At 72.5% G+C, this 19169-nt stretch carries 17 protein-coding genes; 9 read left to right on the forward strand and 8 right to left on the reverse strand.

Going from position 1 to position 19169, the window contains the following annotated elements; translation table 11 throughout:
• Positions 1-2: 2 nt before the first annotated feature.
• Positions 3-725, reverse strand: coding sequence for an orotate phosphoribosyltransferase (locus GWK15_RS16045; RefSeq protein WP_168042359.1), 723 nt, complete (start codon positions 723-725; stop codon positions 3-5).
• 63 nt (positions 726-788) lie between these two features.
• Between GWK15_RS16045 and GWK15_RS16050 the strand changes: the two genes are divergently transcribed.
• Positions 789-1730, forward strand: coding sequence for a mitochondrial fission ELM1 family protein (locus tag GWK15_RS16050; RefSeq protein ID WP_168042360.1), 942 nt, complete (start codon positions 789-791; stop codon positions 1728-1730).
• A gap of 17 nt (positions 1731-1747) precedes the next feature.
• Complete coding sequence (locus tag GWK15_RS16055; RefSeq protein WP_168042361.1) at positions 1748-2227, forward strand: STY0301 family protein; 480 nt, start codon at positions 1748-1750, stop codon at positions 2225-2227.
• Here the strand turns inward: GWK15_RS16055 and GWK15_RS16060 are convergent, their stop codons facing one another.
• From GWK15_RS16060 to speB, 4 genes are all read right to left on the reverse strand, one after another.
• Complete coding sequence (locus tag GWK15_RS16060; RefSeq protein ID WP_168042362.1) at positions 2228-3925, reverse strand: acyl-CoA dehydrogenase family protein; 1698 nt, start codon at positions 3923-3925, stop codon at positions 2228-2230.
• A gap of 118 nt (positions 3926-4043) precedes the next feature.
• Positions 4044-5447, reverse strand: coding sequence for a homospermidine synthase (locus GWK15_RS16065; RefSeq protein WP_168042363.1), 1404 nt, complete (start codon positions 5445-5447; stop codon positions 4044-4046).
• Between the two features lie 21 nt (positions 5448-5468).
• A complete protein-coding gene (locus GWK15_RS16070) occupies positions 5469-6683 on the reverse strand; it encodes a type III PLP-dependent enzyme domain-containing protein (protein ID WP_168042364.1) in 1215 nt (404 codons plus the stop codon).
• A gap of 645 nt (positions 6684-7328) precedes the next feature.
• Positions 7329-8225, reverse strand: a complete 897-nt coding sequence (speB, locus tag GWK15_RS16075; RefSeq protein WP_168042365.1) for an agmatinase — start codon at positions 8223-8225, stop codon at positions 7329-7331.
• A 65-nt stretch (positions 8226-8290) separates the two neighbouring features.
• Here speB and GWK15_RS16080 point away from each other — a divergent pair, with 65 nt between their 5' ends.
• From GWK15_RS16080 to GWK15_RS16100, 5 genes are all read left to right on the forward strand, one after another.
• Complete coding sequence (locus GWK15_RS16080; protein WP_168042366.1) at positions 8291-9469, forward strand: pyridoxal phosphate-dependent aminotransferase; 1179 nt, start codon at positions 8291-8293, stop codon at positions 9467-9469.
• A 65-nt stretch (positions 9470-9534) separates the two neighbouring features.
• Positions 9535-9729, forward strand: a complete 195-nt coding sequence (locus tag GWK15_RS16085; RefSeq protein ID WP_168042367.1) for a hypothetical protein — start codon at positions 9535-9537, stop codon at positions 9727-9729.
• Positions 9726-11111 (forward strand): amidase, encoded by a 1386-nt coding sequence (locus GWK15_RS16090; protein ID WP_168042368.1) that lies wholly within the window; start codon positions 9726-9728, stop codon positions 11109-11111. Before GWK15_RS16085 ends, GWK15_RS16090 begins: the two co-directional genes overlap by 4 nt.
• Positions 11112-11113: 2 nt before the next feature.
• Positions 11114-12097, forward strand: coding sequence for a zinc-dependent alcohol dehydrogenase family protein (locus tag GWK15_RS16095; protein ID WP_168042369.1), 984 nt, complete (start codon positions 11114-11116; stop codon positions 12095-12097).
• An 82-nt stretch (positions 12098-12179) separates the two neighbouring features.
• Complete coding sequence (locus tag GWK15_RS16100; protein ID WP_168042370.1) at positions 12180-13565, forward strand: GDSL-type esterase/lipase family protein; 1386 nt, start codon at positions 12180-12182, stop codon at positions 13563-13565.
• A gap of 34 nt (positions 13566-13599) precedes the next feature.
• On the opposite strand, the gene GWK15_RS16105 is transcribed toward GWK15_RS16100, so the two are convergent.
• The gene (locus GWK15_RS16105; protein ID WP_168042371.1) at positions 13600-14394 is read right to left on the reverse strand and encodes an RMD1 family protein; all 795 of its coding nucleotides are present in this window, start codon (positions 14392-14394) and stop codon (positions 13600-13602) included.
• Positions 14395-14528: 134 nt separating this feature from the next.
• Here GWK15_RS16105 and GWK15_RS16110 point away from each other — a divergent pair, with 134 nt between their 5' ends.
• Positions 14529-16907, forward strand: a complete 2379-nt coding sequence (locus GWK15_RS16110; RefSeq protein WP_168042372.1) for a recombinase — start codon at positions 14529-14531, stop codon at positions 16905-16907.
• Positions 16908-16911: 4 nt separating this feature from the next.
• On the opposite strand, the gene GWK15_RS16115 is transcribed toward GWK15_RS16110, so the two are convergent.
• Together GWK15_RS16115 and GWK15_RS16120 are read right to left on the reverse strand one after the other, a co-directional pair.
• Positions 16912-17697 carry a hypothetical protein gene (locus GWK15_RS16115; protein WP_168042373.1) on the reverse strand — a complete coding sequence of 262 codons (786 nt, stop codon included), beginning with the start codon at positions 17695-17697 and terminating at the stop codon, positions 16912-16914.
• A 1-nt stretch (position 17698) separates the two neighbouring features.
• Complete coding sequence (locus tag GWK15_RS16120) at positions 17699-18568, reverse strand: sterol desaturase family protein (RefSeq protein WP_245211694.1); 870 nt, start codon at positions 18566-18568, stop codon at positions 17699-17701.
• Between GWK15_RS16120 and GWK15_RS16125 the strand changes: the two genes are divergently transcribed.
• Positions 18567-19166 (forward strand): HupE/UreJ family protein, encoded by a 600-nt coding sequence (locus GWK15_RS16125; RefSeq protein WP_168042374.1) that lies wholly within the window; start codon positions 18567-18569, stop codon positions 19164-19166. The genes GWK15_RS16120 and GWK15_RS16125 overlap by 2 nt on opposite strands.
• Positions 19167-19169: the final 3 nt, after the last annotated feature.

Below are 19169 nucleotides of genomic sequence, written 5' to 3' on the forward strand. Positions count from 1 at the left end.
GATTACTCCACCGCATCCTTCAGCTTCGCTTCCTCCACGCTCCCCACGCCCCCATGCGCCTTCGACCAGGACACCGGGTCCTCGAGGAACTTCCGCACTTCCTTCAGCGCGGCCTCGCTGAAATACGGCTTCTCGCGGCAGACCTCGAGCACGTCCCACCAGGTGCAGAGGTGGTGCAGGTTAAGCCCCATCGCCTGCATCTTGTCGAAGGCGCCGGGGAAGACGCCGTAGAAGAAGACGACGAAGGTGTGCTCGCAGACCGCGCCGGCCTCGCGCAGCGCGTTCGCGAAGCGGATCTTGGACCCGCCGTCGGTGGTCAGGTCCTCGACCAGCAGGGTGCGCTGGCCGACCGGCACTTCGCCCTCGATCTGGGCGTTGCGGCCGAATCCCTTCGGCTTCTTCCGGACATAGGCCATGGGCGCCATCATCCGGTCGGCGATCCAGGCGCCGAAGGGGATGCCGGCGGTCTCGCCACCCACCACCACGTCGATCGATTCATAGCCGACATGGCGGCCGATCTTCTCGACGCCCAGTTCCATGATGCGGTTGCGCGCCCGGGGGAAGGAGATGATCTTCCGGCAGTCGATGTAGACGGGGCTCTTCCAGCCGCTGGTGAAGGTGTAGGGCTCCTCGGGGCGGAAATTCACCGCCTTGATCTCGAGCAGGATGCGCGCCGTGGTCAGGGCGGCATCGCGGTCCCATTCGGAGGCGTGCAGCGCGGTCATGGTTCTTCGTCCTGGTGGTGGTCCGGTTCCCCCCTCTGGTAGTCGGCGGAAGGGGCGCCGTCCATGACGCAGGCGGAGGCGGGGCGCATCTGGGTGCTGGCCGACCCCCGCGCGGGCACCGCGGCCCAGGCCATCGGCATCGCCGAACGGCTCGGCCGGCCCTTCCGGACCGTGCCGCTGGAATGGGGGATGATGGCCCGGCTGCCCCTGCGCTGGGCGACGACCATGGGGCTGACGGCGGCCGCGCGGCGGGAACTGGACGGGCCGCTGCCGGACCTCGCGATCTCGGCCGGGCGGCGCAGCGCCGCGGTGGCGCTGTGGCTGGGGCGGCAGGGGGTCCGGACGGTCCACTGCATGGCGCCGGGCTTCGGCGAGTCCCGCTTCGACCTGCTGGTCATCGGCCGGCACGATTCGCCGCCCGCAGCCCCCAACATCCTGCCCATCCTCGGCGCCACCCACCGGATGAGCCCCGCCCGCCTGGCCGCGGCGCGGGAGGAATGGGGGATGTTCGCCGAATTCCCTGGCCCCCGCGTCGCCCTGCTGCTGGGCGGCCCGCCGCGCGGGGAGGGCATGGCGCCCGAGACCGCCGCCGCCATCGCCCGCCAGGTCGCGGGCTTTGCGGGCAGCGTCCTGGCGACCGGTTCCCGCCGCACAGGCCGCCCGGCCGAGGCGGCGGTAGCCGAGGCGCTGGAGGGCGTGCCGCACCATTTGCACCGCTGGGGCGGGCGCGGGGCCAACCCCTATGCCGGAATCCTCGCCTGGGCGGATGCGGTGGTGGTGACCGGCGATTCCGTCTCCATGGTGTCCGAGGCGCTGGCCACCACCGTGTCGGTCTTCATCGCCGATCCCGGCGGGCTCGGTGAACGGCATCGCCGCCTGCACCGCAGCATCTACGCCGCCGGCCAGGCCCGGCCGCTCGAGGAAGCGCCGACGCCCTTCGCGCGGGAACCCTTCGACGAAACCGGCCGCGTCGCCTACGAAATAGCGGAGCGCTTCCTGCGCTGAAGGGGAGTCCCCTCGCCATGCGCCTCGTGATCGCCGCCGTCTTCGCCCTCGCCGCCGGGCCGGCCCTGGCCCAGCAGGTGCCGCGCCCGCCCACACGCCCGCCGGCGCCGCCCGGCCCCCCGCTCATCGCCTGCCCGCCGCATCTGCAGGTGGAAACGGGCGACACGCCGGTGGTGCCGCAGGGCTGGACGCTGCGCCCCGAGCACCAGACCCATTACCTGCGCGGTGCGGACCTCTTCGAAGGCGACCCGGCCGAACTGGCCCAGTTGCGCCCGGAGGAAGACCGCCGCGCCCGCCGCGAATGGTGGGACATCTACGACAACGGCCGGCCGTACTTCCTGATCTGCCGCTACGAGGGCCTGGAATCCGGCATCCAGGGCGAGGTCCCGCGCGCGGCGAAGCGTTGCGAGGTCCGCACGGTCCGCTCGGACGGCCGCGGCGTGCGCTTCGGGCGCGAGGTCACGGGCCCCGAGCGCGTCGAGGTCGACTGCCGCTGATCAGGCGCCCGGATCGGGCAGCAGCGCGTCGGGGATGGGTTCGGCCTCTGCCACGAGCGGGTCGCGCGGCAGCACCCGGTGGACCAGCACGAGGCGCGCGAGCTCGCGCCGCTCCGGCGCGCCGATCCGCGCGGCCTCCCACGCCATCGCGGTGGCGGAGGCGATGTTGTAGAGCGCCGTCCCCGCCTGGCGCGCCAGCACCGGGCCGCCTTCGCCGAGGGCATGGCGCGCGAGGGCGAAGGCGCGTTCCGTCGCGGTGTCGAGATGCGGCAGGTCCTCCGGCGTCGTCGCGCGGAGCGCGGCGAGATGGCCTTCCAGCGCCTCGAGCGATCCTTCGCGCTGCGCCGCGCGCAGCACGTCGAGGGCGACGATGTTCGACGTGCCTTCCCAGATCGATCCGAGATGCGCGTCGCGCACCAGGCGGGCATCGGGGAAGTCCTCGATGTAGCCGCAGCCGCCGCGCACCTCCATCGCGTCGCCGGTGACGACGCGCGCATCGCGGCAGGCGCGGAACTTGATGAGCGGCGTCAGGATCCGCAGCAGCGCATAGGCGCCGTTCTCCCCGGCATCGGAGCGGCGCAGCGCCTCGGCGGTCTGGAAGGTCATGCTGCGCGCCTGTTCCGCGCGCATCAGCATCTTCACCAGTTGCCGGCGCATAAGCGGCAGGGTGACGATTGGCGCGCCGAAGGCGATGCGGCGATGGGCGATGTAGAGCGCCTCGGTCACCGCCTTGCGCATCATCCCCGCCGCGCGCACGGCGTTGGACAGGCGGGAATTGTTCACCATGTCGGCCATCTGTCGCATGCCCGCGCCGGGCGCGCCGATCATCCAGGCCGTCGCCCCTTCGAGCCTGATCTCGCCCGAGGCCATGGACCGCGTGCCAAGCTTCTCCTTCAGCCGCACGATGCGGTAGCGGTTGGTCGTGCCGTCCGGCAGCACGCGCGGCAGCAAGAAGAGCGAGACGCCCTTGATGCCCGCTGGCGCGCCGTCGGGCCGCGCCAGCACCATGGCGAGTTCGGCGTCCGCGTTGGAGCAGAACCACTTGTCGCCGGTCAGCGCCCAGGAGCCGTCGCCGTTCGGTGCGGCGGTGACGGCGGTGTTGGCGATATCGGACCCGGCGCCCTGCTCGGTCATGAACATCGCGCCCTGGTACAGGTCGTCGAGGTCCTGCGAGGTCAGCGACGGCAGATAGCGATCGATCAGGTCCTGCGAGCCGAACTTGCGGAGCGTGCGCGTCAGGCTGTCGGTCATCGAGACCGGGCAACAGAGGCCGAATTCCGCCTGAACGAACAGGTAGGTGATGGCGTATTTCGCCGCCGCCGGCATGGCCTTGGGCCAGTCCAGCACGCCGCCGCGATGCGACAGCGCGGCGAGGCCGTACTCGCCGAAGGCGATGCGTTCCATTTCGCGGTAGGCGGGGTGGTAGGCGATGGACTGGCTGTCCTCGCCGCGCCGGGTGCGGTGGACGAGTTCGGGCGGGTTCATGTCCGCCGTCGCCGCGAGGTCCGCGAGCCTGCCGCCCGCGAGCCCGCCGAGCCGGTCGAGATGCGGCGCGAGGTGCGCGAGCAGGTCCTTGGGCAGATAGAGCGGCAGCAGCTTCGCGAAGGCCGGATCCGCGCGATAGAGGTTGAGGCCGTGGCTGTCGGGCACGGCCTCGGCGCCGATGGGGGCGGGCCGGTTCGGGCGGATGATGGTCATCGGCGTTTCCTCCGCCGGGAGGATAGGTGCCGGTTCACGCATGGGGAAGTAAAGGGTTCCGAGGGCCTTTCGGCCCTCGGCGGGGTGAGGTCTGGAGAGGGGCGGTGCCCCTCTCCGGTCACGTCACGCGGAAGTTGGCGAACTGCCAAGGGTCCGCGTCGGTGTCCTCGGGGAAGAGTTCCCCGCGCCCCTGCAGCGGCGTCCAGTCCGAATAGACCCCCGCCATCTCGCCGAGATACGGGAAACAGATCTCGAGCGCTCGGGCGTGGTCGAGCTCGTCGGCTTCGACGACGCCGGCATTGGGGTTCTCGATGGCGAAGACCATGCCGGCGAGCACCGCGACGCAGACCTGCAGCGAGGTCGCGTTGTTGTGCGGCACCAGCGCGCGCGCTTCCTCGATGGTCAGGCGGGATCCGTACCAGTAGGCGCCCTTCTTGTGGCCCATCAGTAGCACGCCGAGCTCGTCCATGCCGGAGGTGATCTCCTCCATCATCAGGCGCTTCTCGGGCTGGAGTTCCCAGTTGCGGCCGGCGAATTCGTGGACGGACAGCACCGCGTCGTCGCAGGGGTGGTAGGCGTAGTGCGAGGTCGGGCGGTAGACCACGCGGCCCTGCGCGTCGCGCAGCGTGTAGTAGTCGGCGAGCGAGATGCTCTCGTTGTGCGTGATCAGGAAGGAATGCATCGGCCCTTCGAGCGGCGTCCAGGAGCGGACGCGCGTCGAGGCGCCGGGACGCATCAGGTAGATCGCCGCGTCGCAGCCGAAATCGTGGCGCAGGCCGTCGGCGGGCATCGCCTTCTCATGCGTGCCCCAGCCGAGTTCCGCGGGCTGGCAGCCCTCGCCGGTGAAGCCGTCGATCGACCAGGTGTTGACGAACTCGCCGCGCTTCTTGGGCTGGCCGGCGGCGACCTGGGTGTCGCGCTCGGCGATATGGATGACCTTCACGCCGAGGTCGTGGGCCAGCTGCGCCCAGCCCTGCTGCGTGGTCGGCACCGTGGTGTCGTGGCCGGTGTCGCGCGCGATGTCGAGCAGCGCCTGCTTCACGAAGTGGGAGACGAGGCCCGGGTTCGCGCCATGCGTCGTCACCGCCGTCGGGCCAGCGCCGGCCTTCAGTGCCAGCGCGCCTTCGCGCAGCGCGTAGTTGGACCGCTGCGACGGCGTCAGCGACGGGTCGGTGTAGCCGCCGGCCCAGGGCTCGATGCAGGTGTCGAGATACAGCGCGCCGAGTTCGCGGCACAGCGTGATGAGCGCGACGGAGGAGACGTCCACCGACAGGTTCAGCAGGAAGTCGCCCTTGGACAGGCGGCCGCGCAGCACGGTCGCGTAGTTCTCGCGCGTCAGCGGCAGAACCGTATGCCTGATGCCATATTCGGCCGCGATCGCCACGCCGCGGTCATCGGCGGTGACGATCTCGATCCGGTCCTTCGGCATGTCGATATGGCGCAGGATCAGCGGCAGGACGCCCTCGCCGATCGACCCGAAGCCGAGCATCACCAGGCGCCCCTGGAAGGCGGCGTGCTTCATCGTTCTCGTATCCCCTGGGAATCAGGCGGCGCGCGCCGCGGCGGTGTCATAGCCCGGCGTGGCGAGCATGGGCGAATCCGTCACTTCCGTGACAAGCGCCTGGTCGAAGCCGTTGAAGGCGGTGCGCAGCGCGGTGCCATAGGCGCCGAGTTGGCCGACCTCGATCCAGTCGCCTTCCCGCACATCGGCGGGCAGCATCCACGGGCCGCGCATCACGTCGGCGCTGTCGCAGGTCGGGCCGAACAGCGTGAAGGCGCGCGGGACCTCGGACGCCGCGCCGTCGAGGCGCAGCAGCCGGTGCGGGAAGCGGAAGCCGGGCGCGCCGGCATCCGACAGCGCGCCATAGACGCCGTCGTTCACATACAGCGCATCGCCGCGCCGGCACTGCACCTGCACGACCACCGAAGCGCCGCCCGCGACCAGCGCGCGGCCGGGCTCGGCCCAGAGCCGCACGCCCTCGGGCAGCAGCGCCGCGCCGGCGCGGATCGCGTCCATGAAGGCAGCAAGCGGAGGGGGCTCGCTGCCCGGATAGGCGACCGGGAAGCCGCCGCCGACATCGACGATCTCGACCGCCACGCCGGCCGCCGCGATCACCTCGGCCGCGAGCGCGAGCGCGCGCGTCCAGGCCCCGGGGTCGAGGCACTGCGAGCCGACGTGGAAGGACAGGCCGAGCCGCGCCGCATGAGGGCGCGCGGCACGCAGCAGGGCGGCGGCCTCCTCCGGCGCCGCGCCGAACTTGCCCGAGAGGTCATAGGCCGCCGAGCCCTTGGGCAGCGCGAGGCGCACCACCAGGCCGCGATCCTGCGACCCGGTCTCCTCCAGGATCTTGGTCAGCTCGGAATCGGTATCCAGCACGAAGTCGCGCACGCCGAACTGCGACCAGGCGGCGCGGATGGCCGCGCGGGACTTCACCGGATGCATGAAGTGGATCGCGGCATCGGGGAACATGCTGCGCACGACGCGGACCTCGGCATCCGAGGCGCAGTCGAAATGCGTCACGCCGCCAGCCGCGACGGCGCGCAGCATGGCGGGTTCCGCGTTGCACTTCACGGCATAGAGCACGTCCCCCGGGAAGGCCGCGACGAAGGCGTGCGCGGCCGCAGCCACGGCCTGCGGGCGCAGGCAGTGCAGCGGCGCCTCGGGGCGCAGCGCGGCGACGGCCGCATCCACGGTCGTGGCGCGGGCGGCGGGGCGGCGGAGCGGCGCGACGGCGCCGCGGGGGCGAAACTGGGTCATCGCATCGGGACTTTCAGGGCAAGAAGGGCGCCCGCCGCCGCGCCGCAGGGCCATCACGGCCGGGCGCGGCGGCGGGGAATGACGGAGCCTGCCCGGCCATCCGCCGCGCGCGACGCCCCGCGATCCCCTCGGCGCCTGGGCGCTTAGGGACGGGACGGCGGCGCGGCGCTGCCGATCAGGCGCTGCGTCTGATGCGATGAGACCTCATCGCAAGGCGGCGGACAGGCGACACAGGCGGCTCCCTCGAACCTTCCGGCCCACGCTCATGGCCGGATCGAACAAAGGACGCGTCCCGTCGTTGCTTGTGGCGCGTTGTCCGGAGACGGCACCGGTCCGCTCCCCCACCCGGCCACCCAGCGACAGTATCCTGGATGGGTGGCCGGGTGGGGGAGCGGGCCGGTGCCGCCACCTTGAACGCTGCCTCGCGGCACGTGCGATGGCGTCAGCGCCCCGTATTGGGCGCGGGCAGGGAAATATGCGGCCGAGCCCCCCATTTCAAGTGAATTCCTGCGGAACGACCATGAGCAGGGCGCATATCGGCCGGAAAGGGGCACCGGGTGGCCGGAAAGTCTCCGGCGAAAGGGTACCGCCCCTCGCGGGGGCCAGGGGACTGTCGTCGCCTGGAGGGGAGCAAAGCCCCCTCGGTCAGGCGCGCGCCGCCTGGAGGCAGAGGTATTCCCACCCGATCGTCGCCGCGGCGAGCGCGGTGATCTCCGCCACGTCATAGGCCGGCGCGACCTCGACCACATCCGCGCCGCGGAAGTCGATGCCACCCAGCCGCCGCAGGATCCCCTGCGCCTGCCATGTCGCGAGGCCGCCGATCTCGGGCGTGCCGGTGCCGGGCGCGAAAGCGGGGTCGAGCCCGTCGATGTCGAAGGACAGGTAGGCCGGGCCTTCGCCCACCACCTCCCGGATGCGGGCAGCGACCGCCGCGGGCGTGCTCTCGTGCACCTCCTGCGCGGGGACGATCGTCACCCCCTGGCCGCGGGTCCAGTCGTACATCTCGGGCCAGGCGGGCGCGCGGATGCCCACCTGGATCATGCGCTTCGGCGCGATCAGCCCCTCGGTGATGGCGTGCCAGAAGACCGAGCCATGGGCGAAGCGCTGGCCGAAATTGTCCTCGGACGTATCGAGATGCGCGTCGATATGCACCAGGCCCACTGGCCCGCCGAGGCGCTTCGTCAGCGCCCGCAGCAGCGGCAGCGTCACGCCGTGCTCGCCGCCGAAGGCGAGCAGGTGGTTCAGCCCCGCCGCCTGCTGCTCGATCAGCCGCAGGCTTTCGGGGATGTCGCCCAGCGCGATCTCGAACTCGCCGAGGTCCGAGAGGTCGAGCGCGGTCGGGTCGACGCCGCTGTCCGGGTGGCGCCCGTCGGTCAGCATGCGCGCGGCGGCGCGGATGGCGCGCGGCCCGTCCCGCGTGCCGGCGCGGTTGGTCGTGCCGATGTCGAGCGGCACGCCGGCGATGCAGAAGGCGGCCCCCCGGTCGTCCGGACGGGCGCCGAGATAGGCATGGGGGGCGGCGAAGGTGACGGGCACGGGCATGGCGCGACCTAAGCCCGTCGCCGCCGCCCCTGTCCAGGACCGCGGCGCGGCGGTAAGTCCGCGGCATGACCGCCTTCCCGACCGGCCCGCGCCCCGCCCTCGACGTCATCCCCGGTTCCCTGATCCGGGAGGTCTCGGAAGCCGGGCGGAACATACCCGGCCTGATCCGGCTCTTCTTCGGAGAGCCGGATACCGTCACGCCCGATTTCATCCGGGAGGCCGCGAAGGCCGCGCTCGATGCCGGGCACACCTTCTACGCGCCGAACCCCGGGATCGCGCCGCTGCGCGAGGCGATCTCGCGCTACCTGACGCGCAACGGCCGCCCGGTGGGGCCGGAGCGGATCGCGGTGACGGCCTCGGGCGTGAATGCGCTGATGCTGGTGGCGCAGGCGCTGCTCTCGCCGGGCGACCGGGTGGTCATCCCGATGCCGGCCTGGCCGAACATGGACGGCATCGCGCGGGTGATGGGCGCGGAGGTGACGCCGCTGCCGATCCGCATCGCCAACGGCGTGTGGCGCGTCGACCTCGATGAACTCCTCGCGACGGTCACGCCGGACACGCGGCTGCTGTTCCTCAACAGCCCCGGCAACCCGACCGGCTGGACGCTGACGGCCGCGGAGCAGCGCGCCATCCTGGATCATTGCCGCAAGACCGGGACCTGGATCCTGGCCGACGACGTCTATGAGAGGCTGTATTTCGCCGGCGATGCGGCGCCCTCCTTCCTCGAGATCGCGACGGCGGAGGACCGCGTCGTCTCGGTCAATTCCTTCTCCAAGTCCTGGTCGATGACGGGCTGGCGGCTGGGCTGGATCGTCGCGCCGCCGGCGCTCATGGACAGCCTCGCGAAGCTCAACGAGTTCAACATGTCCTCCGCGCCGACCTTCGTGCAGCATGCGGGGGTGGTGGCCCTCGACCAGGGCGACGCCTTCATTGCCGAGACCCAGGCGCGCTATCGCGCCTGCCGGGACCTCGCACTCGACATCCTGGGCGCCGTGCCGGGCGTGACGGCGCCGCGGCCGGACGGGGCGATGTACCTGTTCCTCAAGGTCGATGGCTGCACCGACAGCCTGGCATTGGCGAAGGACCTGCTGACGACGGCGGGTGTCGGCCTCGCCCCCGGTGCCGCCTTCGGGCCGGGCGGGGAGGGGCATCTGCGCCTGTGCTTCGCGCAGAGCGAGGATCGCCTGCGCACCGCCTGCACGAAGGTTGCGCAGGCCCTGTCCGCCCGCGCGGCGAAGGGCTGACGCGCGGGATTGACCTTCGCGCCCAGGGGCGCAGCATCCGCGGCCTGCCGAAGGAGCACGCCGCAATGCCCGAGCCCATGGACAAGCCCCAGTTCGACGCGCTGATGGCGCGCCACGGCCTTCCGCTGACGGAGGCCGAGAAGGAAGCCATCCGCGCCGTCTCCGGCCATATCCTCGCCATGGGCGAGCGCGTGCGCACCCCGCGCGAATGCTTCGCCGAAATGGCCGTCACCTTCGCCCCGAAGGGGGCCGCGCGATGATCCCGACCATCGCCGAGGCGGCGAAGCGCATCGCCGCGAAGGAGCTCTCGCCGGTCGAGCTGACGAAGGACCGCCTGGCCAAGGCGCAGGCGGTGAACGCCGAGATCCACGCCTTCATCCGCTTCACGCCCGAGATCGCGCTGGAGCAGGCCAAGGCCGCCGAGGCACGGCAGATGGCCGGCACGCTGAAGGGGCCGCTCGACGGCATCCCGATCGGCCACAAGGACATCTACGAGACCGCCGGCGTGCCGACGACCGGCCATTCCCGCGTGCTCGAGAGCCATGTCCCGAAGCAGGATTCGGCGGCGGTGCGCGCCTGGGCGGATGCCGGGGCGGTCATGCTGGGCAAGCTCGCGACGCACGAATTCGCCTGGGGCGGGCCGTCCTTCGACCTGCCCTGGCCGCCGGCACGCAATCCCTGGGACACGGCGCGGTTCACCTCCGGCTCATCCTCGGGCACCGGCGCCGCGGTCGCTGCGGGCGTCATCCTCGGCGGCACCGGGTCGGACACCGGAGGATCCATCCGCGGGCCGGCGGCGCTGTGCGGCACGGCGGGGATCAAGCCGACCTACGGCCTGTGCTCGCGCGTCGGCGTGCTGCCGCTGTCGCACAGCCTCGACACGGTCGGGCCGCTCGCCTGGACGGTCGAGGATTGCGCGCTGCTGCTCGATGCGCTGACGGGCTTCGATCCAGCGGATGCGTCCTCGGCCAACCGGCCGAAGCCGGACCTGCTCTCGGGGCTGAACGGCGGCGTGCGCGGGCTGCGGATCGGCGTCATTCGGCACTTCCACGAGAGCGACTGGCCCGTCAGCCCCGGCGTCGCGGCCGGCATCCGCCATGTCGCCGAAACGCTCGAGGGCCTCGGCGCGACGGTGGAGGAGGTGCGCCTGCCGCCGCTGCAGGACTTCAACGCGGCGGGCTGGCTGATCCTCGCCGCCGATGCTTTCGCCGTGCACGAGCCCTGGCTGCGCACGAAGTATCGCGAGTACGGGGAGATCCTGCGCGAGCGCCTTGCCCTCGCCGGCACCATCTCCGCCGCCGACTACCTGCAGGCGCAGCGGCGGCGGCGGGAGCTCTGCGACGCGGTGGCGAAGGCGATGGAAGGCTGCGACCTGCTGCTGACCGCCGCCCAGCCCTCCGAGGCGCCGCCCATCACCGTGCCGGGGAAGTGGACCTCCTTCGAGGTCGCCAACTTCACCATCCCCTTCAACCTGACCGGCCAGCCGGCGCTGACCGTCTGCGCGGGCTTCGGCGAGAACGGCCTGCCCGTCGGCGCGCAGCTGATCGGCCGGCCCTTCGAGGATGCGACGGTGCTCCGCGCCGGCCATGCCTATGAGCAGGCGACCACCTGGCGGACGCGCCGGCCCGCCATGGCCGCCTAGCCATGCGCGCCATGGCGCTGGACGCGGCAGCGCGGTCCGTGCGGCTGGAAAGCCGCCCGGTGCCGGCGCCGGGTCCGGGCCAGGTGCTGATCCGCGTCGCCGCCTGCGCCGTCTGCCGCACCGACCTGCATGTGGTTGATGGCGACCTGCCGCATCCGAAGTCAGGCGTCATTCCGGGCCATGAGATCGTCGGCCGCGTCGTCGCGCGCGGGGCGGGGGCCGATCGCCACGCCATCGGCGCGCGCGTCGGCGTCCCGTGGCTCGGCTTTGCCTGCGGGACCTGCCGCTTCTGCGCGCGGGGGCAGGAGAACCTCTGCGACGCCGCGCGCTACACCGGCTACCAGGTCGATGGTGGCTATGCCGAATTCGCCGTCGCGGACGAGCGCTTCTGCTTCGCCATCCCCGACGCCTATTCCGATGTCGAGGCGGCGCCCTTGCTCTGCGCCGGGCTGATCGGGCACCGGGCGCTGCGCATGGCGGGCGATGGGAAGCGGATCGGCCTCTATGGCTTCGGTGCGGCGGCGCACATCGTCGCGCAGGTCGCGGTGTGGGAGGGACGCGAGGTCTTCGCCTTCACCCGCCGCGACGACACGGCGTCGCAGGATTTCGCGCGCGGGCTGGGCTGCGCCTGGGCGGGGGCGTCGGACGGGCCGGCGCCGGTGCCGCTCGATGCCGCCATCATCTTCGCCCCCGTCGGCGCGCTGGTGCCGGCGGCGCTGCGCGCGGTGGACAAGGGCGGCGTGGTGGTCTGCGCCGGCATCCACATGTCGGACATCCCGTCCTTCCCGTACGCGATCCTATGGGAGGAACGGGTGGTGCGCTCCGTCGCCAACCTGACGCGGCGGGACGGGGAGGAGTTCCTCGCCCTCGCGCCGCGCGTGCCCGTCCGCATCGCGGCGGAGGCGCTGCCGCTGGAGCAGGCGCCGGCGGCACTCGCCCGGCTGCGGGCGGGCCAGGTGGAAGGCGCTCTCGTCCTCGTGCCCTGAGGCCCCCTTGCCCGACGCGGTGCGGCGGGTTCACGCTTTGCGTCCCGGCGCGGCACGACGCCGGTCACGGAGGACAACGACCATGACAGGTGTCGGCCGGCGCCCGTTCCTGCAGGCGCCCCTTGCCCTTGCGCTCCTCGCCTCCCCCGCAGCCGCCCAGGATCGTCCCCGCCGCGGCCCGCCGCGCGACGGCGCCTGGGCCTGCGCCTGGGCCGGGTCTGCGCATGGGCCCTATCCGTCGGGCAATCCCTCGGCGCAGCCTGACCAGTCCTTCGCCTTCCCGACCGCGGCCGAGGGCGCGCGCGACCAGACCCTGCGCCTGATGGTCCGCCCCGACATCTGGGGGCCGGCGGCGCGGCTGCGCTTCAGCAACGCCTTCGGCACGCGGCCGCTGGTGATCGACGGCGTCTTCGCCGGCCTGCAGGGCATGGGCGGCAATGTCGCGCGCGGCACCAACCGGCCGGTCACCTTCAGCGGCGGCAAGACCATCACCATCCCGCCGGGGCAGACGGCCTGGAGCGACGCCGTCGACCTGCCTTTCGTGCGCGGGCCGGGCGATCCGCGGCTCGAGGGCCGGCGCCTTGCCGTCAGCCTGCACCTGCCGGGCCCGACCGGGCCGATGACCTGGCACGCCAAGTCCCTGACGACGAGCTACGTCACGCCGCCCGGCGGCGGGTCCAAGGGCGAGGAGGAAAGCGACGCGGCCTTCCCCTTCACCACCGCGTCCTGGTTCTTCCTCGACATGGTGGACATGCGGGCGATGCCGGGCACCCAGGTCGTTGTCTGCTTCGGGGATTCCATCACCGACGGCACCAACACCACGATGAACGGGGACGACCGCTGGCCGGACGGGCTGTCGCGCCGACTGCACGCACGCTTCGGGCATCGCGTGGCTGTGGTGAATGCCGGCATCGGCGGCAACCAGGTCGTCGGCCCCCCGCAATACACGCCGGCCAATCCCATACCGGGCGGGCCGTCGGCGCTGTCGCGGCTCGACCGCGACGTACTGCAGGCCTCGGGCGTGCGGACGGTGATCTGGATGGAAGGCATCAACGACCTCGGCACCGCGAATGCGACGGCCGAGCAGGTGATCGACGGGCTGCGCGAGGGCGTGCGCCGCCTGCGCGAGCGCAACATCCGCGTCATCGGCGCGACGCTGACCACGGCGCTCGGCTACAATGGCGGCCACGGCACGCCACAGGTGGACGAACGCCGTCGCGCCATCAATGCGTGGATCCGCGCTTCGGGCAATTTCGACGCGGTGGCGGATTTCGACGCGGTGACGATCGATGCCGCGACGGGCGGGCTGAAGCCGCAATTCATTCCGAACAGCACGGTGGGCGGCGCGGGCGACCGGCTGCACCCGAACCGCGCCGGGCTGATGGCAATGGCCGAGACGGTGCCGATCGACGCGCTCGGCCTCGCGCCCATGCCGGGTCCGGGGCCGCAGCACCGGCGTCGCGGCTGATCGCGCGGGGGGGCGGGCCGCGCCGCCCGCCCCCTCAGCGCAGCAAGGGCTTCGCCACGTATTCCCACAGGGTGAAGACCACCTCGATCCCGACCAGCACCACCACCGCGATCTCGAGCCCCAGCGCGCGCCGGCCATGCAGCAGGGAGAGCACGCCCTCGGTCGTGTCCCCGATCAGCGCGAGCTTGCGGTCGAGCGCGGCGGAACGCTCCTTCAGCTCGTATTCATCGGCGAGGCGCGCATGCAGGCGCTCGAGGCCCGGATGGTCCCAAAGAATCTCGGGCTTCTCCTCCGCCTCGACGCGGGCGGTGGTGCGGCTGCGGGCCGAGAGCGCATGGCCGATCTGCCGCTGCAGCGCGCGGGAGGAAGCGGCGAGGCGCCCCTCCTTCCGCAGCGTGGTCACGATGGGTTCGAGCCGGTCCAGCGCCTCGGTCAGCAGGACTTCCTGGTGGGCGAGGGCCGCGCTCTTCGCCAGCGCATCCGCCACCACGGCGAGGCGCGGCACCGCCAGGTCGCGCAATCGGATCACGCCGTCCGGGTCGACGCCGTCCTGCTCGGCGCCCGGCAGGATCGTCGCCGCTTCCTCGACCGGCTTCGCGAGTGGGTTGGTCAGGCGGGGACGCAGCATCTCGACGATCGCGGCTTCCTGCGCCGCGGTCGCGCCGATGAAGACCACCGCGCCCCAGCGGAAGGCGAAGGCGGTGAAGCCCTCGGGCGTCGCGAGGGGGACGGGGTCGGCCGTGGGCGCGCCCTCGCGCGGCAGGCCGCGGTGGTCGAGGCGTTCGCCGAGCAACACGGCGCGGGCGCGGACGGCTGGGGCTTCGGGCATGGTGCGCCAAGCCTGGGCGGTCCGTGGCCCGTCTGTCCATCGCCGGCTGTCTCCGAGATGTGGTGTGAATCCCACCCCCCGGCCCCCTATATTGGGTGGGTCGCCGGCGCCGACCGCCGGCGGCGGAGGAATGGATGGACGGTTTCACCCCCGCCCCGTCATCCGGGCCGCCCGGCGCATCCTTCGGGGAGGCCCCGTTGCCGGCCCGCGCCTTCGACCCCGGCATGGGCCTGGCCGTCGCCAGGCGCACGATTCTGCGCGCCGAGGATGGCGAGGATTTCGGCCGCGTCGCCGACCGGGTCGCGGCGGGGAACATCACGCTGCTCGGCGCTGCGCCGGCGGCTGCCGCCCGCATCGAGCAGGCGCGGCTGCGCAACGCCATCGCGACCGGGGCGCTGATCACCTCGGGGCGCCACCTGCAGCATGGCGATGCCGGCCAGGCGCGGCGGAACATGGAGGTCTTCACCAACTGCGCCACCGCCGGCGCGACCTTCACCAAGTTCTACCTGCTGCTGAACGGCGCAGGCGTCGGGCGCGCCTATGACGACGATCTGTGTCCCGTCGACTGGGCCGAGGCGCCGGACCTGCTGCTCTACTTGGCGCCCTCGCATCCCGACTGGCCCAAGGACCGCGCGGCGCTGCACCGCTTCGGCGTCGAGTTCGGCCTGCTGCGATGGGGCATGGGCCCCGACGCCTTCGGCGACATCGAGGAAGCCGACGTCCGCGCCTTCCTGGCGCGGGAGATGGTGCACGACCTGGCGCGCGTGCCCGCGGACGCAATTCGCCACCGCATCGCCGACACGCGCGAGGGCTGGGCCAAGGCGGTCGAGATCCTGGAGGGCATGGCCTTCCGGCGGGAGCGCGGCCGGACCCTGCTGCTGGATCTCTCCGGCGTCCGCCCGCTCGGGGCGCCGATCAAGGGCATGCAGGGACGGCCGGCCTCGGGGCCGCTGTCGTTGCTGCGGGCCTTCATCAACCTGCGGCGGGAGGTGATCGAGGCCTCGCGCGACCGCGACCCGGATGGCGAGGCGATGCGCCCCTGGGAACAGGCGCTGCGCGCGGACCACATCCTGTCCACCGAGGTGCAGGTCGGCGGCGCGCGCCGTGCCGCGCGCATGGCGACCAAGTCCTGGCGCGATCCCGGCGCGCTGCGCTTCGTGCGGCTGAAGGCGGAAGGAGGCCTCTGGACCGCGAACCATTCGCTGATGGTCGATGCGGAGTTCTGGGACCGCCTCGGGCGCAACGACGAGGAACCGCTGACGCGCCATGCCCGCGCGCTGTTCGCCGCGGCCACCGCCTGCGCCTATGTCAACGGCGAGCCGGGCTTCATCAACGGCGACCGGCTGGAGGATGCCCGCACCGGCTTCGCGCGGCAAAAGCCTGCGACGGCCGAGGCCGGCTCCTCCCGTTACCGCGTCGAGGAGGGCGCTGGCCTGCTGGCGGAGGTCGCGCGCCGCGCGGCATCGACGCATTTCCCGGTCACGACCAATCCCTGTGGCGAGGTCGTGCTCCATGTCACCGGCGGGTATTGCGTGATCTCGGACTTCGCGCCGCTGCTCGCCTGCCCGGTGCCGCTGGACAGCCTGACGCCCGGCGCCGTGGAAGAACAGGTTGCGCGCGACTGGGATGCGCGCGTCGAGGATGCGGTGCGCCTCGGCGTGCGGTTCCTCATCCGGGTGAACCGGATGGATGCGCTCTATGGCGCCGAGGTCGCGCGCACCAACCGCATCGGCATCGGCCCGACGGGGCTGCACGAATGGGCCTGGGCGCGCTTCGGCCTCGCCTTCCCCGACCTTGTCGAGGAGGCGCGGTCCAAGCCCTTCTGGGACGCGCTGGCGCGGCTGTCCGCGGCGGCGAAGGAGGAAGCGACCTCCTATGCCGCGAGCCTCGGCATGGCACCGCCGGCGACGGTCACGACCATCAAGCCGGCGGGGACCACCAGCAAGCTGTTCGGCCTCACCGAGGGCGCGCACCTGCCCGCGCGGCGGCAATACCTGCGCTGGGTGCAGTTCCGCGGCGGGCCGGAGGGCGATCCGCTGATCGCCGACTACGCCGCGCGCGGCTATCCGACGCGCGACCTCGAGACCTTCCCTGGGGTCACCATCGTCGGCTTCCCGACCTTGCCGCTGATCCAGCGCCTCGGCATCGGGGATCGGCTGGTGACGGCGCCCGAGGCGAGCCCCGAGGAGCAGTACCACTGGCTGATGCTGCTCGAGCGCCACTGGATCGGCGCCGAGCGCGGCAACCAGGTCTCCTACACGCTGAAGATCGCGACGGATCGCGTCGGGCTCGAGGATTTCCGCGCCCTGCTGCGCGACCACCAGCCGCATCTGCGCTGCTGCGCCGTGCTGCCGAGCCGGCCCGACCGCGACCTCGGCTACGAGTACCTGCCCGAGGAGGAGGTGGACGAGGCGCGATTCCGGGCCATCGTCGCCGGCATCCGCGACCCGGGCTTCGCCGAGGCGGTGGACCTCGCGCGGCTGCAATGCGAGGCGGGGGTCTGCCCGATCTGATCGGTCAGCGTGCGATGACGTCGACGGTCATGCGGTGCTGCGCGAGGGCGTCGCGGATCGCTTCCATCGCCCCGCGGCCGCCGGTGGCGATGACGGCGCGGCCAGTGACCTCCGCCTGAATGTAGAGCCGCACGCAGGTCTCGAAGTCGCATCCGGGCAGGGTGTCGAACAACAGCGACAGGCCGAGGTCGATGCTGTTCGGGTCGCCTGGCAGTAGTTCCGCGCGCCAGGGCGCCCCAGCGCCGTCGGGCAAGGTGTCGAAGACGCGGGTCCAGCCGCCCGCGACGCGGTCCGCCCCGATGGCGGCGGCGATGCGATCGATCTCGGCATCGGGAATGGCGAGCGCCGCGCCGCTGCGTCCGCGCTTGGTCCAGTCCGGCCAGGTGTGGTCGGGCAGGGCGGTCGCTCCGCCGAACAGCCAGGCGCGGTTCGCCGCGCGTTCCTGCGCATCCGCCGGCGCGTGGATGGCGTTCTCGATGGCGCAGATCTCGAAGGCGCTGCGGATCTCGGACTTCACCGCGGCGCAGCGGGTGGGCGCATCCGCGCCGCCGAGCAGCAGCGCCTCGGACGGGCCGCTGGTCACGTAGTGGCGATAGAGCGCCGACATGACCGGATGCGCGCCGCCGCCGAACATCGGCCAGATCGCGACGACATCCTCCGGCGACAGGTGCAGCACGCGCCGCGAAACCACCGAGAGGCCGTGCCGCGCCAGCGCCGCCTCCAGTGCCGCGCGCACCGCGCCCGAGGCGGCGCCGTCCGGCTTCAGCCGCAGCACGCCCTCCTCGGCCATGTCAGTCCTTCAGCGGCTGCAGCAGCAACCGGTCGAGGCGCTGCTCGGGATCGGCGCGGAAGCCCTGGACGCCGATCACCATGCCGAGCTGCCCCTTCGCCGGCGCGGCGACATAGGTGCCGAAGATCCGGTCCCAGCAGGACAGGCAGAAGCCGAAATCGCTGTCCATCTCGGCGCGGATCTCGGAATGGTGGACGCGGTGCATGTCGGGCGTGACCAGCACCCGGCGCAGCGGCCGGTCCAGCCAGGCGGGCAGAGCGAGGTTCGCGTGGTTGAACAGCGAGGTTGCGTTCAGCAGCACCTCGAACACCAGCACCGCCTCGGCCGGCGCGCCGAGGGCGACCACCGCCGCCCCCTTGATGGCGAGGGAGAGCAGGATCTCGACCGGGTGGAAGCGCAGGCCGGAGGAGGCATCGAGCTCCGGATCCGCGTGATGCACGCGATGAAGCCGCCACAGCGCCGGGACCGCATGGAAGACGCGGTGCTGGAAATAGATCAGCAAGTCGAGCAGCACGACCGAGGCCGGCCCCGCCACCCAGCCGGGCACGCCGAACCAGCGGAACAGCCCGATCCCCTGCGACCCCGCCCAGAGCGCGACGCCGACCGCCCCGGCGGGCGCCACCAGCCGCAGCAGCACGGAGGCGACCGCCACCAGCCCGAGGTTCGACGGCCAGCGCCGCCAGGCAAGCCGCTGCGGCCGGCGCGGGAAGGCGTGCTCGAGCAGCGCCATCGCCGTCAGCACGCCGAGGAAGGCGCCAAGCCGGATGAGAGGTTCCTGCGCAAGCATCGGCCGCAGATGTAGCGCGATCGGCCACCCCTTGCAGGGGCCGCCCGCAGGGGCGAGCATCGCCGGCAGAAGGAGACCCCCCATGAAGCGCCTCGTTGCCCTGCTCGCGCTCGCGCCCCTGCCGGCTTTCGCGCACCACCCGATGGGCGGGACGACGCCTGCGACGCTGTGGGAGGGCTTCGCCTCCGGCATCGGGCATCCGGTGATCGGGCTCGACCATCTCGCCTTCCTGCTGGCGGCCGGCGTGTTGGCCGCCACGCTGCCGACCCGTCGCGGCGTGCTGGCGATCCTCGCCTTCGTCGGGGGCGGCTTCGCGGGCAGCCTCGCGCATGTCGCGGGCATCGGCTTCGGGCCGGTGGAGGCGCTGGTAGCACTGACGGTGGTGTTGGCGGGCCTCGCGCTGCTGCGCGGCGTGACGGGCGCGCTGCTGCCGGCAGCCTTCGCCGTCGCCGGCCTGGTGCACGGCCATGCCTTCGCCGAGGCGATCATCGGCGCCGAGGCGACGCCCCTCGTGGCCTATCTCGCCGCGCTGGCGCTGATGCAGGCGGGCATCGGCATCGTGGCGATGCTGGTCGCGCGGCGGATCGCTGCAGCGGGCCACGAAGCGCGGATGCGGACCGCGGCGGGGCTCGCCGGGATCGCGATCGGCGCGGTGTTCCTCGGCGTCTCGCTGGTCGGCTGAGGG

Source organism: Neoroseomonas oryzicola, assembly GCF_012163135.1.
Lineage (GTDB): Bacteria > Pseudomonadota > Alphaproteobacteria > Acetobacterales > Acetobacteraceae > Neoroseomonas > Neoroseomonas oryzicola.

Excerpts from the sequence above, each read along its gene's own strand:
- GWK15_RS16045 (WP_168042359.1), bottom strand. The coding sequence starts at position 725 with ATGACCGCGCTGCACGCCTCCGAATGGGACCGCGATGCCGCCCTGACC.
- GWK15_RS16050 (WP_168042360.1), top strand. The coding sequence starts at position 789 with ATGACGCAGGCGGAGGCGGGGCGCATCTGGGTGCTGGCCGACCCCCGC.
- GWK15_RS16055 (WP_168042361.1), top strand. The coding sequence starts at position 1,748 with ATGCGCCTCGTGATCGCCGCCGTCTTCGCCCTCGCCGCCGGGCCGGCC.
- GWK15_RS16060 (WP_168042362.1), bottom strand. The coding sequence starts at position 3,925 with ATGACCATCATCCGCCCGAACCGGCCCGCCCCCATCGGCGCCGAGGCC.
- GWK15_RS16065 (WP_168042363.1), bottom strand. The coding sequence starts at position 5,447 with ATGAAGCACGCCGCCTTCCAGGGGCGCCTGGTGATGCTCGGCTTCGGG.
- GWK15_RS16070 (WP_168042364.1), bottom strand. The coding sequence starts at position 6,683 with ATGACCCAGTTTCGCCCCCGCGGCGCCGTCGCGCCGCTCCGCCGCCCC.
- speB (WP_168042365.1), bottom strand. The coding sequence starts at position 8,225 with ATGCCCGTGCCCGTCACCTTCGCCGCCCCCCATGCCTATCTCGGCGCC.
- GWK15_RS16080 (WP_168042366.1), top strand. The coding sequence starts at position 8,291 with ATGACCGCCTTCCCGACCGGCCCGCGCCCCGCCCTCGACGTCATCCCC.
- GWK15_RS16085 (WP_168042367.1), top strand. The coding sequence starts at position 9,535 with ATGCCCGAGCCCATGGACAAGCCCCAGTTCGACGCGCTGATGGCGCGC.
- GWK15_RS16090 (WP_168042368.1), top strand. The coding sequence starts at position 9,726 with ATGATCCCGACCATCGCCGAGGCGGCGAAGCGCATCGCCGCGAAGGAG.
- GWK15_RS16095 (WP_168042369.1), top strand. The coding sequence starts at position 11,114 with ATGCGCGCCATGGCGCTGGACGCGGCAGCGCGGTCCGTGCGGCTGGAA.
- GWK15_RS16100 (WP_168042370.1), top strand. The coding sequence starts at position 12,180 with ATGACAGGTGTCGGCCGGCGCCCGTTCCTGCAGGCGCCCCTTGCCCTT.
- GWK15_RS16105 (WP_168042371.1), bottom strand. The coding sequence starts at position 14,394 with ATGCCCGAAGCCCCAGCCGTCCGCGCCCGCGCCGTGTTGCTCGGCGAA.
- GWK15_RS16110 (WP_168042372.1), top strand. The coding sequence starts at position 14,529 with ATGGACGGTTTCACCCCCGCCCCGTCATCCGGGCCGCCCGGCGCATCC.
- GWK15_RS16115 (WP_168042373.1), bottom strand. The coding sequence starts at position 17,697 with ATGGCCGAGGAGGGCGTGCTGCGGCTGAAGCCGGACGGCGCCGCCTCG.
- GWK15_RS16125 (WP_168042374.1), top strand. The coding sequence starts at position 18,567 with ATGAAGCGCCTCGTTGCCCTGCTCGCGCTCGCGCCCCTGCCGGCTTTC.
- GWK15_RS16120 (WP_245211694.1), bottom strand. The coding sequence starts at position 18,568 with ATGGGGGGTCTCCTTCTGCCGGCGATGCTCGCCCCTGCGGGCGGCCCC.